A 13,336-nucleotide genomic window follows, 5' to 3' on the forward strand; every position below is an offset into this window, starting at 1 on the left:
TCATGCTCACTTCCACCGCAGATTCGACCGACGACGATCTACTGAGCTCGGTCTTGGGAGTGATCGATCTGAAGGGGGGCAAAGCGGTCCACGCGGTCCGCGGCAATCGCGACAGTTATCGGCCGGTTTGTTGTGCTGCGACAAGTGATGGCGATCCGATCGCGTTGGCTCAAATGTATCTCGACTGCGGCGTCGGTGGGGTGTACGTCGCCGATCTGGACGCGATCACCGCAGGTTCTCCTCACGACGATCTCCTGAATCGCTTGGCGGATTTGGGAGCTCCGATCTGGATCGACGCGGGCGTCGTCGAATTGCAGCTGCCCGCGATCGAACGGATCGTCCGCGTCGTGGGGACCGAATCGATCGCCGCTTTGGACGAACTGGTGCCGCTGCGCGAGCGGTGGGGGGCTCAGCGACATGCGATCGTTTTGAGCATCGATTTGCGCGCGGGAGTGGTTTTGGCCGGCTCGTCAGCCTTGGCCAGCCAAACGGCGGTCGAGATCGCTAGCCAAGCGATCGGCTACGGTTTCGATCGGCTGATCGCGTTGGATCTGGCGGCTGTCGGAGCCGCTTCCGGCACCCTAACGTCGTCGATTTGCCGTGCTATTGCCGTGGAACACCCCCATGTTGAGCTGACCTCCGGTGGCGGAATTCGGACCCTTGCCGATATCCGGATACTAAAAGAGGGGGGCTGCCGATACGTATTGGTCGGTACGGCCCTCCATGGTGGGCGAAAGAAGTTGGTCTTTGACGGCGGAACTTGTTGACACACGCCAGTTTGCGGCGATAGTCTGTTTATAGGGATTTCTGTCCCCAAATCCCTCTTTTCTTTTGGCGATTGCGCCTCCTGTTCGTTTTAGCCCCCACGAGGTTCCGATGTCATATCGCGTCGAAGCTACCCACGCCGCCAGTCTCCAACATTCCCATCGAACCCAGCAGTTGCTGGCGGCATGGTTTATTGGATTGATCGCCGCTGTGGTGTTTGGGACGCTAACATCGCCAGCGTGGGGACAAGCGGCAGCTGCAAAACCTCAGTACGACGTAATGAAGTACCAGCCGAACTGGTTTACTGAAAAATCGATCGTCAATCGGATCAAGCAGATTCGCAGCCAAATCGTCAACGATCCCGCCCAGCTGACCGAACAGAAAGATTTCTTCGTCAAGATTTATCAGAATCTCTTTGCGTCGATGACCGACCCGGCAGAGTTCGCCAATCTGCAACCGCGTCGGGCCGAAGTGATGAAGGACATCTACAACGCCGGGCGCCGCGGCAACACGCAGGTCTCGCGCGGTTTGTCGATCATGTCGTTCCAGCAATGCAAAGCGATCGCGCAAGGCAACTACTATCCCGGTGCGCGGATAAATGCGGTCTTGATGATCGGCGAACTCAACGACCGCGAACCGAACTCCTTGGAAAAGAAAGCGCCGATCCCGATGCAAGCGGCACTGCCGTTGCTGTTGGAAATTGCTCAGGATCCCAAATATAACGACGGTTTAAAGGTCGCCGCAATTCAAGGCATCCAGCGTCATGCGATGCTGAACTCCGATCGCTGGAAACCGGAACTGCAGGATCAGGTCGCCGATCTGATGATCTCGATCGCCGATGCGACGGCTCCCAAAGATCGCAACCTCGAAGCCCATGGCTGGGTGCAAATGTTGGCGATCAATACGTTGGTCAGTTTGAAAAACCCTCGTCGCGTCGACCAAGTGGCCAAATTGGTGCTGGAACTTCCGACCAAAGAAGATTCGTCACAGCTGGCCCTTGTCTATGCCGCTCGAGCAACGCCTAAGATTCAAATCCCCAAGGAATTCAAGCCGCAGGCTGACGCCGTGTTGAAACGCTGGGCGTCGCAGATGCTGTCCACGATTTCACGAGAGGCGAAGCGGATCGAAGACCTGGAAAAGCCACGTCCCAAGGCTTCAATGGCTGGTATGGGGATGGGCATGGAAATGGGCATGGAAATGGGCATGGGGGGCGCCGAAGCCTATCCCGATATGGGCATGGAAATGGGGATGGGCATGGGCATGGGGATGCCTGGACCAGGCGCCGCGAAGCCGCAACCTATTGAGATCATCTTAGCGCGAAGGATGATCAACGATGTGATCGAATCGTTTCATCTCGGTTTGACGGGCACCCGAGCTCAAACCGACACCGCCAGCGTTACCACGGGGTTGGTGGCAAATCTCAGCGATGAAAAGGAGAAGGCCGACGCGATTCGGTTGGTGGCGATCGTCGATGAGGTGAAGGCGGGGGTCAATGACACGATGTTGTCGAAGAACCTTGAATACGCCGAAAAGCTACGCGAGTTGGAAACCAAGCTGCAGGCTTATGTGAACCCCGGCGCTGTCGACGCGAAACCCAACGCCAATCCGAGTCCCTTCTTCGATGGCCCGTTCTCCAGCAGTCCCCCCGCACTCAATCGCAGCGAGCCAAGCGTTGCGACGTTGCCTAAGGTAGCTGGACAGAACTAAGTTCGGTCACCGCCAGCTGAGTGATTCCGTATTTCCGCACGTCCCATTCGGCTGCGGTTAGTTCGGCGGTATCAAAAAAGTTGTCGCATTCGGCAACGAGCACGCCGCGGGGATGGGCCTCGGCGGCAAAGCAGATCATCCGGTTCAGGTCTTTGATCCGCGACTGGAACATCTCGTACGGCGGGCACATCAAAAAGACCCACGGCGTATCGGGTTCTTCGGCGTGTGCTTGGTGCATCAACGCTCCCAGGCCGCGAAACGCGTCTCCTGCGGTTAGCGAGATACGGTCGGTAAGGTCGAGATCGGCGACGTTTTGACGGATCTGTTCCAGTGTTCGGCGGTTTTGCTCCATCGTCACCGCTCGGCTGGCTCCGCGGCTGATCGATTCGATCGCTAGCACGCCGGTGCCACCAAAGGGGTCGAAGACGATCGCCCCTTTGATCCGTTGGCCGATCAGATTAAACAGGCTCTCGCGCACCGAGTCTCGCATCGGACGCGTGCTGCGGTCGCCGTTGTAGCGGACCTTGCGGCCCCGCATATCGCCCCCGATCACTCGCAGCGTGGTCGCTTTCGCTTTCACACTGCGCTTCGCCTCGGATGCCTGGTAGGGTTTTGATTTCTTCAAGAATTGTCACGTTTCGCAAGGATTTCATTGAACCGCCCAGGCAATTGCATTCGTACAGCCTGGATTCTACGGTCTATCATGACGTCGCGTGGTGTGGCCATCAATGGGAGCCTGGGACAGGCTGCGGATTCGATCTTGAAGATGAGAGTTTGAAATGGGTTTACGAAATCTGGCCGCGCCGCTGTTGTTGACGATTTGTTGGGGCTCCATGGCCGGTGCGCAAGAGCCGGCTGTCGATGAAAAACCAGCTGCCGAACAGACCGCTGCAGAGTCGGTGCCCGCTGAGCAGAAACCGACGGACGAGTCCAAGCCAAGCGACGAGTCCAAGCCAAGCGACGAGTCCAAGCCAGCGGAGGTTGATCCGGCAGCGGTGAAAAAATTGCAGGCGGTCTTTGATCAACGCGTGGAAGATTGGCGGAAAGCGACGCAAGAACTTTGGGTTGAGGTCAACGAGTTTCACACCGCCACCGGGGACGTGAAGTTCAGCGAACAGATCCGCTGGGCCCAACGAGAATCAGCCGCTCGCGACGCGATGCAGGCGACGTTCATCGCTGCGACCAATCTGGTTTCCCTGGACCATGAAAATCGCGAAGCGCGGGCCTTTATGGCCCAATCGATCATCTACCACGCGCAAAACGATTGGTATGAAGGTCTCAAGGAGGCGGCCGTGGCGATGCTGGCTCTCGGGATCAAGGACGTCCAGTTGAACGTGATCGCGGGGGTCGCCGCGGCAGCGACGGGAGACTTTGAGGTCGCCAAAGAGAATCTAGAACTCACTCCCAACGAGGGCGATGAGGGCCTGATGAAGGTCGCCCGCAGGATGGATTATATACTCACGCCATTGCAGGAAGCCTGGAAGAAGGAGCAGAAGTTGCGTGAGGCGGAGGCGAAAGCGGACGACTTGCCGCGGGTTCTGCTGAAAACCACGCGAGGCGAAGTGTTGGTGGAACTGTTTGAAAACGAAGCTCCCAACACGGTCGCCAGTTTTATTTCGTTGGTCGAAGATGGCTTCTACGACAATGTGCCGTTTTACCAAGTGGTGGAGCATGAGTTTGCTCAGACGGGCGATCGCGACGGCGATGGATCGGGAACCGCCGACTACCGTCTGCCCGACGAAGCGATTGGTGAGCGAGCGATCTTCCGCGGATCGTTGGTGATGGCCAAGATCCCCAATCCCAATGCTGAACGTGATCCCGATGCGTCGGGCACCATTCCTAACACGGGCAGCAGCCAGTTTCTGATCACTCTGTTGCCATTCAACCCCGACTACAAAGAACTCTGCTGCTTCGGCCGCGTGGTCAGTGGGATGGGAGCGATCTCGACGCTCAACCGCGCCAAGCTTGAAAAGGAGAAGGACGCACCGGTCGTGTTGCCCGATTCGATCATCGAAGCGGAAGTCGTTCGGAAGCGGGACCACGATTACAAACCGGAAACACTCCCCTACTGATTCGCTTGGCGGTCGCCGATTTAATCGACGAAGATTCCATTGAGCCGCTCAGCGAGCGGTTCCCAGCGATCGGCCGCCGCTTCAAAGTCGGCGTCCAGCCAGCGGACCGATTCTTCAGGCAGCACCCGCGGCTGTTCCTTGACGCTGCGGAACAACGGGATCTGCGAACTGTTCCCCATCGCCAGCCGCTTCTCGGTCTCGGGGCTCATCAAAAACAACGCCAACTGCTCCGCAGCGACCGGGTGCGGGGCGTCCTTTAAGACAGCCAAGGTGTTAGGAATTCTCAGCGTTCCCATCTGATCGGGCTGCTGGTCGGGGAAGACGATCTCGACGGGAAAGCCCAGGTCCCGTTCGATCACCGCGTCGTCGGTATCGGTCAGCCCCCAAGCGACCTGCCCGGCTGAGACCGCTTGTGCAACCTGCTTGTTCCCCGACAGCGTGACGGCGTTTTGTTGGATCTCGCGAAACAGAGCGTCCGCCTTTTCCTGGCCCAATTGATTCTCGAGCACCGCCGCGTGCGTGGCGGTGGTGCCGAACAGCGGCCGCGCGATCGCCCCCTGCCCCTTCCACTTCGGATCGGCCAGATCCAAAACGCTCGTCGGCCATTGGTCGGGGTCGGGCAAGAGTTTCTTGTTGACGATCAGCACGCGAGCGCGAGCGGCAAACCCGCACCAGGTGCCATCCGACGCGATGCAGCCGGCGGGCCAAACGGTGTCGATCGGCCAGTCGATCTCTTTCAGCAAGCCGGCTTTCTGCAGCCGCACCGTGTGGATGATCTCGTTGTTCCAGAACAGGTCGCAGACCGGGCGATCGCGTTCGCCGAGGATCCGGTTGACCAGCCCGATCGTCTTGGTCGATTCGATGTCGAACCGCGCGTTGACCTGGATCTCGCTGTCGACATGCCGGTCGAAGCTGCTCAACATCGGCGCGGCAAACTCTTGGTCGAGCGCCGAATAAACGACGACTTCGTTTTCGGGACGCGGCACACAGCCGCCGACCAACAGAATCAACGGTGCGATCAAACGGCAGCAATCGAGAGGGCGTTTCGTGTTGGGCATGTATCCAGCTATGATGGAGGGCTACGGAGAATCATCGTTTTGTTGTTCGACAATCCAACCATTGTTGCAGGTTTTTCGCCGCCGCGAATCGGGGCCGCGCTGGCGTTATGCCTTTTCGTCGCCCCTTTTGCCGCTGCGCAGACGCGGCAATTCAGCGGCCGACACGTCACGATCCACACCGATCTGCCCGCTTCGGCGGCGCTCGATCAATTGCCGGCCGCCTTCGATGCCGCGGTCCCGCAGTGGTGTGAGTTTTTTGGCGTCGATCCCGATCGGCTCGCCGACTGGCATGTGACTGCCTATCTGATGACCAGCCGCGACGCCTTCAAGCAGCGTGGTCTGTTGCCCGATCATCTCCCCGATTTCGCGCACGGCTACCAATACGGCAACTCCGTTTGGGTTGTCGATCAACCGTCGGACTACTACACCCGGCATCTGCTGTTGCACGAGGGAGTGCATGCGTTGATGTTCCAGTTGTTCGGCGGTGCCGGACCGGCGTGGTACATGGAAGGGATGGCGGAGTTGTTGGCGACGCATCGCTGGAGCGACGGCGAGATCGCGTTGCCGGTGATCCCCGAATCGCGGGAAGCGTTCCCGTTTTGGGGCCGTTTAAAAGTCATTCAATCGGCTCGCGACAAGGGCCAAGCGTTGCCGATCGACGCGGTGATGCGATACAGCCATAAAGCTCATCGCCAAGTCGAACCGTATGCCTGGAGCTGGGGAGCGCTGACGCTGTTGAACATGTATCCCGAATATCGCACCGCTGCGATCGCGGCGACCGATCGGGCGGGCCAACCTCCGCTGCAGTTCACTCGCAACTTTTACAGCGAACTCAAGGACCAGTGGCCTCAATTGCAGCTGCGTTGGCGGATGCTTGTCGACGGGCTCGACTACGGTTTTGATCCGCTGCGGAACCGGATCGATCTGACCAACTTTCCCGCCACCGCCGAAGCGTCGACCGCGACCAAACAGCTAGAGATCGCGGCCGATCGCGGCTGGCAATCGAGCGGGATTCGCGTCGCTGCAGGCCAATCGATTCGGATCACCGCCGAAGGACGCTACACCTTGGGCGACGATCCGCGGCCGTGGGAATGCGAACCTCAAGGGGTGACGATCGAATATCACCGCGGCCATCCGTTGGGGATGCTGTTGGCGGCTGTCGCTCCGACAAGCGATGCCGATGCGACGCGGATGACGAATCCTCAGATCGTCGGCGTCGGCCGCGAGGGGACGTTTGTCGCGGAGTTCGATGGCATGTTGTTGCTGCGGATCGGTGACGATCCCGCCGCGTTGGCCGATAACCGCGGCAGCGCGTCGGTCACCGTCAGTGTTGCCGTGGCGGAGCGGCCGTGAGTCGGCAAGCGGACGACGCGGGACAGCTTCCATCGCCGCGGCGGCGTGTGGGATGGCGGTTCAGTCTGCGCGGGCTGCTGGGATTGGTTGTGGTTGTCACGATGGTCGGTTCGCATTTTTATACGAGCTGGAAATTGCGACAGGCGATGGTCCAGCTGAAGCAGCTGCGCAGCGAAGTCGGCTACCTCAACGAGACCGATCGCTCCAAGCTGGTCGTGGCGGTGGTGCCGACTGACGAACCGTTGACTTGGAAAATTCGAGTCCGAACCCCGGCGTTGCAATCCTATCAAATCGCCTACAGCACGCTTTGGCCGGCGGGATCGCCGGAGCCAACGTGGTATTCGGGGCAGCCGTTGCCCGGGGGGGAATCGCTGGTCACGCTGCGGTTGTTCAGTGACCCACGGGACAACCGCTGGAAAATCATTACACTGGTACGCAATCAGGGAAATCTGTGGCGGATGGCGACAGTCCTGTCCGATCGCCAGGCGGCGCTGTTTCGCGGATCGCACGATACGATTCGCGGCGGCATTCAAGCCGAGACGGTCGTCGCCGCCGGACGTTCCCTGCGCGTGATCGAAGAGAAGTGGTTCGCTGGCGATGGGGGCCTGATGCTGTTTGGCCAAGAGGCGCCCGACGACGACATCGACGGTCTCTTTGCCGAGCTGCAACCGCTGCCCGGTCTGCCATTTGAAGTCCAAGAGAATCGACGTTAACCTCCTATTTTATAAGCCCAATGCCCAAAGACTTTCTTGCCAAAGCGGCCGATGAATACGACGTGATCGTGATCGGCAGCGGACTTGCGGGACTGACCACCGCCAACATCCTCGGTCGCCATGGCCATCGCGTTCTGCTGTTGGAACAGCATTACAAACTGGGCGGACTGGCGACTTGGTTCCGCCGTCCCGGAGGGCATATCTTCGATATCTCGCTGCACGGTTTTCCCGCTGGGATGATCAAAAGCTGCAAGCGTTATTGGAACGATGACATCTCCGATCGGATCGTTCAACTGAAAAACGTCCGCTTCGAAAACCCGATGTTCTCGCTGACGACGACCTTCAATCGCAAGGACTTCACCAAACTGCTGGTCGAACAGTTTGCCGTCGAACAGTCGGCTGTCGAAGGGTTTTTCGACACCGCGCGCAGCATGAACTTCTACGACGATCAAGCGACGACCACGCGTCAATTGTTCGATCGCTTTTTCCCCGGCCGCGAGGATGTGATCCGGTTGCTGATGGAACCGATCACCTACGCCAACGGTTCGACTCTCGAAGACCCCGCGCTGACCTACGGGATCGTCTTTTCGAACTTCATGTCCAAGGGAGTCTTTATCTACGAAGGGGGAACCGAGGACCTTATCGGTCGGATGCAGAAGGAGCTGAAAAAGAACAACGTCGACATCTGCATCAATTGCCCCGTCGATAAGATCAACATCAAAAACGGTCAAGTCGAATCGGTCGAGGTGCACAACCGAACGATCCGCACCAAGTCGGTGATCAGCAATTCCAATCTGCGATCGACGATCTTCAACATGGTCGGCAGCGAACATTTTGATCCGTCGTTTGTCGAAGAAGCCGAAGCGGTTCGCTTGAACAACAGTAGCACGCAGGTCTACATGGCGATGAAGCCGGGCGTGGAGATCGATGAATCGTGCGGCGATCTGTTATTCACCAGCACCGCCCCGCTGTTCCGCACCGAAGCGTTGCTCAGCCGCGATATCACCAGCCGCACGTTCAGCTTCTATTACCCGCGAACACGCCCCGAAGGGAAGCGACGCTATGCGGTGGTCAGCAGCACCAACGCCCGCTGGGAGGATTGGTCGGAACTTAGCGACACGGAATACGAAGCGAGCAAGCAGGAGTTGATCGAGACGACGGTCGCCGCGTTGGACAAGTTTGTCCCCAACGTTCGCGAGAAGATCGACTGGGTCGAAGCCGCCACGCCGCGGACTTTCAACCACTACACCCGACACCAGCTGGGAGCCAGCTTTGGCACCAAGTTCGAAGGGCTGGCGGTCAGCCGCAAGCTGCCCGAACAGATCGGCGGACTCTACCACGCCGGCAGCGTCGGGATCATCATGAGCGGCTGGTTGGGAGCGATCAACTACGGCGTGATCGTCGCCAACGACGTCGACCAACGCCTGATGAAACAAGAAGCCGCCCCGGCGTAGGCGACGGCTAGAGGTCTCCTTGCGGTGTTCTAACAACCGCAAGGATTGCGGGCGCGGCGAGGTTCAGTGGTCTGTTGCGACGGCTGGGCGTTCGAACTTGGTGAACGTGCGGATGCCAAATAGAGCGATCACGACGAAGCAGATCAGCGGCAAGTAGAACGAGCTGCGGACGCCTAGCTCGTCGATGAACTTGCCCTGCAACAGCGGCAGCACCGCGCCGCCGACGATCGCCATGATCAATCCGGCCGATCCGAGCTTGGCTTCCTCTTCGGGAAGATCTTTTAACGCGATCCCGTAGATCGTCGGGAACATCAGCGACATGCAGGCCGATACGAGGACCAAGCAGATCAGGCCGGTCTTGCCCGGCAACAGGATCGCTCCCAATGTGAAACCAACCGCCGCGATCGCAAACAACGCCAATAGTCGGCCGGCACTAACGTAATGCATCAAGAAGGTGCAGATGAATCGGCTGATTAAGAAGATCACCATCGCGGCGATGTTCCAGTTCTGAGCTTGGGCGAGCGTCAGCCCCACCTGTTCCATGCCGTAGTGAATCACAAACGTCCAACACGTGATCTGGGCTCCCACGTAAAACGCTTGCGCGATCACCCCTTCGCGAAAATTCGGCCGGGCCAGCAATCGGCCGACGATCTCGAAGAAGGGGGCGTCCCGTTCGGGCTGTCGGAAATCGGGAATCTTGGCGACCGCAAACAGGACCAGAAATGCCAACGCGACGGCAGCGATCGCGACGTAGGGCGTTCGCACCACGGCCAGGTCGTGCGTTTGGATCGCCAGGAACTCTTCCGGCGCTGTCGCTTTCATGTTCTTCAGTCCCGCGCTGGTGGCCTGATCCAACGCGTTAAACTTCGTGGCGAAATCGGGCAGCCCGTCGGGATACTCCGCCTGCAGGTACTGCACCGCGGCGGGATCGCGATTTTCGACAGCGTCGCGAAACGAACCGATGTTCAGGGCGGGGGCGATCAGCAGCGAGGCGACGATCATACCGGTCAAGGATCCGATCGGATTGAAGGCTTGAGCTAGATTCAAACGCCGCGTCGCCGTTTCGGCGGGGCCCATCGCCAAGATGTAGGGATTGCAGCTGGTTTCCAGAAACGCCAAGCCGAAGGTGAGCACATAAAAGCCAGCGATGAAGATCCAGAAATTGGTATTCAGGCTGGCCGGGATGCTCATCAACGCGCCGACGGCATAGAGCGCGAACCCGACCATGATCGCTCCTTTGTAGGAGAACCGGCGAATGAAAAACGCCGCCGGTAATGCCATCGTGAAGTAGCCGCTATAGAAAGCGAACTGAACCAGCGAACTCTGCGTGTTGCTGATCTGGAAGACCTCCTTAAAAACCTTCACCAGCGGATTGGTCAGGTCATTGGCAAATCCCCACATCGAAAAACAGCAGGTCGTCAAAATGAACGCCAACAAGTAGCGGCGTGGAACGACCGCGGCCGGGACGTTGGCGAGTTCCGACGGCTCGCGATCGGCGAGCGATGAAGCTGATGTATCCATTGAGTATCTTGTTTCCGCCTAGCTAATAATTCTGCGATTCCTTAGCTCACCCAGTGCGCCGACATATTGCCCGCGAGAGCCAGCATCTTTTCCAATCCGCTCGCCGCCATCGCGAGACAGCCCGATCGAGTCCACAGTCTATTCGATCACGATCCGTTTGCTCTACCGGAGCACCACGTGGACGTGCAAATTGCCGGGAGTGAAGAGAAGGACGTAAAATTAAGGCTGCCACACTTCACCCGCCCGGCGAAGCAGGGAGGGTCGAAAAACGAGCGTTTAGCAAGTTTTTCGGGGAGGGCGGCCGTATCGAACGACAGTGATTTGCACGAACTCGCCTCCCCGAACAACGCTTCGCTCGTTCGACCCTCCCCTTCAAACTGCGTTTGGCGGAGGGTAAAGGATGGCGCCCACCTTGCGACCGCCAGCAGCCCACCCCCGCCCGGCGAAGCAGTCTCCCTCTCGACAGGACTGATCTACATCAGCTGAAATATCCGTCTACTTTTTACCATGTGCTTTTAGCCTTCAACCAAACTCCGTGCCTTGGTGCCTCCGTGAGAGACTTCCGTTCCCCAGCAAAATGCCTCTCGCAAAGGCACAAAGGCACAAAGGCGCAGAGAATGCAGGCGGAGGGTGGCGACAATGGATAAATGGATGTGGACGATAGGCGAACTTGAACCGAAACTCTCCCACCTAAATTCCGTGCCTTGGTGCCTCCGTGAGAGTCTTCCGTCCTCCAGCAAAGTGCCTCTCGCAAAGGCACAAAGGCACAAAGGCACGCGAAATCCTGAAGGCCACCTCAAATCGACTTTCGCGTATGATGGCGGTTTGATACCACTGCCTTTGGCAAATTCTAAGCGACTCTCCCCGGCGACTGCCCCGACTTATGTTAGACCCATCGAACAACCTGCTTGTTCAAGCCAATCCACCGTTTCGCTATCTAAAGCAATTCAATTCGGAAGAGTTCGCGAAGAAGGCGTCCTGCCGAGATCGACTTCGACAATCCGATACACGATGGTTTCCCGGCGACTATCTGTCTTCGGTGTTCGCTCGAGAATTGTGCGAGCGTCAGGCGTTGCCGTTCAAAGAGGTGCTGGAGAGTTTTGAATTTTTCGCCTGCGTTAGAAATCGGATCCGCAGCAAATCGATCGCTGACATGTGCTGCGGCCATGGGTTGGTGGGAATCCTCTTTGCCATGTTCGATCGGGATGTCGAAGACGTTTGCCTGTTGGACAAAGTGCGTCCGCCGAGTTTTGATCTGATCCTAGCCGCGGCGCAGGCGGTTGCCCCTTGGACCGAGGCGAAGATTCGTTACGTCGAAGCCCCGTTGAAGCGAGCCCTGGACCATCTCGAGGCGGGAACCGCGATTTTAGGTGTCCATGCCTGCGGTGCAAAAACGGATCAGTGCATCGCCCATGCGATCTCGCTGCGAGGTACCGTTGCACTCCTGCCATGCTGCCGACAACATCGGTTGCACCCAGCACCGGAGTGTTTAAAGAACGTCCTAGGGGCTGATGTCGCCATCGACATCGATCGCACCTACCGTATGCACGCGGCAGGCTACCGCGTTCGCTGGGATTATATCTCGCCCTCGATTACCGAAATGAATCGCGTCCTGATCGGCCGGCCGCAACCTCAAATCAACACCACGCCCGACACTCCCGTTGTCGCTTCGGCCAGCCAGTAATAACCGCTCGGTCGTCTTACTGCGGTGACTCGACCAGTTCCGCCTTATCGGTTGCGTAGAGATTCCACAATGCGTCGAGTCGCGCGGCGATCTCGGTTTCGTTGCCAACGATCAACCAGTAGCGGTATCGATAGATCGATTTGGGGCCCATCAGGACTCGCGAGACCGGCGCGACATGCATGCAGGGGCCAGCCGTCGGGTCGTCGCTGAGTCCCGCGGCATGCGGTCCAAAATTCCAGTGCTCCGTTGCGCTGGGTGAAAACAGTGCAACACCCTGCCCGGAGGCTTCGAACATCGCCATCGCTTGCCTTGGCGGCGACGCCTTGCCCCAAGGAGGCCCTGGACGTTGATGCTCGGGGCGCCATTTTCCCGATCCCAGATAGCTTCGCACGTCAGCGAAGTTGCGAGTGAAGTAGCAAGCGGGGACCTCCTGCGGGTTCATTCTCGCGGCGCCCCAGCGATCCCCTTCGCGACGCATCGCCTGGAACTCGCATCGCACGCGGACGACGCCTGGCATGTTGGATTCCATCGTCGTCCACTGCCGCATCACCGCTTCAGCCTCTTCGTCGGCCATGTCCCACAGCTTGGGAATGGTTTCGGAATACAACGCATCCTCACGTTTTTCAAACACCGTCACGCGTGCCCAACTACCCTGCCCTTTCACGCTGCCAACGCCCCCTCCCTGGATCGGATTCCAGGACCACGGACTCCATGACTTGTGCTGCCCATCTGCAGTGCGGTCGATCACTCGGCCAGCGTAATACGATTGTTGGATCAGCCGTCCCGGATCGGCAATGTTGACGAGGTTGCGAGGATAACCAGCGGACGACAGCCACGTGATTGCAGCTCCTTTCTCGCGATCGATACCCACTTTGATCGATCCGTTGTCGATCGTGATCAAATCCTCCGCGATCGCTGCCTGTATGTTGGCGCTGCAGACAATGAGCAGAGTAATCCAAGTTTGCACGCGAGTTCGTTTCAGGAGATTCATGGTGGGATCCGCTTGCGC

The 13,336-nt window shown here is 58.5% G+C and carries 11 protein-coding genes; 7 read left to right on the top strand and 4 right to left on the bottom strand.

Annotation, left to right across the window (positions count from 1 at the left end; translation table 11 throughout):
- Window positions 1–2 precede the first annotated feature (2 nt).
- Complete coding sequence (locus Poly24_RS03925) at window positions 3–767, top strand: HisA/HisF-related TIM barrel protein (protein WP_145090763.1); 765 nt, start codon at window positions 3–5, stop codon at window positions 765–767.
- 109 nt (window positions 768–876) lie between these two features.
- Window positions 877–2,472: a hypothetical protein gene (locus Poly24_RS26885; RefSeq protein ID WP_197452306.1), complete on the top strand. Its 1,596-nt coding sequence runs from the start codon at window positions 877–879 to the stop codon at window positions 2,470–2,472.
- Here the strand turns inward: Poly24_RS26885 and Poly24_RS03935 are convergent.
- Window positions 2,450–3,097 carry an RsmD family RNA methyltransferase gene (locus tag Poly24_RS03935; protein WP_145090766.1) on the bottom strand — a complete coding sequence of 216 codons (648 nt, stop codon included), beginning with the start codon at window positions 3,095–3,097 and terminating at the stop codon, window positions 2,450–2,452. The two genes, Poly24_RS26885 and Poly24_RS03935, sit on opposite strands and share 23 nt — an antisense overlap.
- A 154-nt stretch (window positions 3,098–3,251) precedes the next feature.
- On the opposite strand from Poly24_RS03935, the gene Poly24_RS03940 reads away from it, so the two are divergent.
- Window positions 3,252–4,544 carry a peptidylprolyl isomerase gene (locus tag Poly24_RS03940; RefSeq protein WP_145090770.1) on the top strand — a complete coding sequence of 431 codons (1,293 nt, stop codon included), beginning with the start codon at window positions 3,252–3,254 and terminating at the stop codon, window positions 4,542–4,544.
- Between the two features lie 20 nt (window positions 4,545–4,564).
- On the opposite strand, the gene Poly24_RS03945 is transcribed toward Poly24_RS03940, so the two are convergent.
- Window positions 4,565–5,602: an extracellular solute-binding protein gene (locus tag Poly24_RS03945; protein WP_145090774.1), complete on the bottom strand. Its 1,038-nt coding sequence runs from the start codon at window positions 5,600–5,602 to the stop codon at window positions 4,565–4,567.
- 39 nt (window positions 5,603–5,641) lie between these two features.
- Here Poly24_RS03945 and Poly24_RS03950 point away from each other — a divergent pair, with 39 nt between their 5' ends.
- From Poly24_RS03950 to Poly24_RS03960, 3 genes are read left to right on the top strand one after another with little or no spacing between them, the layout of a single operon-like run.
- Complete coding sequence (locus Poly24_RS03950) at window positions 5,642–6,955, top strand: hypothetical protein (RefSeq protein ID WP_145090777.1); 1,314 nt, start codon at window positions 5,642–5,644, stop codon at window positions 6,953–6,955.
- Window positions 6,952–7,668, top strand: coding sequence for a hypothetical protein (locus tag Poly24_RS03955; RefSeq protein WP_145090780.1), 717 nt, complete (start codon window positions 6,952–6,954; stop codon window positions 7,666–7,668). The genes Poly24_RS03950 and Poly24_RS03955 overlap by 4 nt, the downstream gene beginning before the upstream one ends.
- Window positions 7,669–7,688: 20 nt before the next feature.
- Window positions 7,689–9,122 carry a phytoene desaturase family protein gene (locus tag Poly24_RS03960; protein ID WP_145090783.1) on the top strand — a complete coding sequence of 478 codons (1,434 nt, stop codon included), beginning with the start codon at window positions 7,689–7,691 and terminating at the stop codon, window positions 9,120–9,122.
- Between the two features lie 63 nt (window positions 9,123–9,185).
- Here Poly24_RS03960 and Poly24_RS03965 read toward each other — a convergent pair whose 3' ends face one another.
- A complete protein-coding gene (locus Poly24_RS03965) occupies window positions 9,186–10,643 on the bottom strand; it encodes a sugar MFS transporter (RefSeq protein WP_145090786.1) in 1,458 nt (485 codons plus the stop codon).
- Window positions 10,644–11,526: 883 nt separating this feature from the next.
- Here Poly24_RS03965 and Poly24_RS03970 point away from each other — a divergent pair.
- On the top strand, window positions 11,527–12,327 hold the full coding sequence (locus Poly24_RS03970) for a hypothetical protein (RefSeq protein ID WP_145090789.1): 801 nt from the start codon (window positions 11,527–11,529) through the stop codon (window positions 12,325–12,327).
- A gap of 16 nt (window positions 12,328–12,343) precedes the next feature.
- On the opposite strand, the gene Poly24_RS03975 is transcribed toward Poly24_RS03970, so the two are convergent.
- Window positions 12,344–13,318, bottom strand: a complete 975-nt coding sequence (locus Poly24_RS03975; RefSeq protein ID WP_231753457.1) for a hypothetical protein — start codon at window positions 13,316–13,318, stop codon at window positions 12,344–12,346.
- Between the last annotated feature and the right edge of the window lie 18 nt (window positions 13,319–13,336).

The sequence above is a fragment of the Rosistilla carotiformis genome (assembly GCF_007753095.1).
Taxonomy (GTDB): Bacteria; Planctomycetota; Planctomycetia; order Pirellulales; family Pirellulaceae; genus Rosistilla; species Rosistilla carotiformis.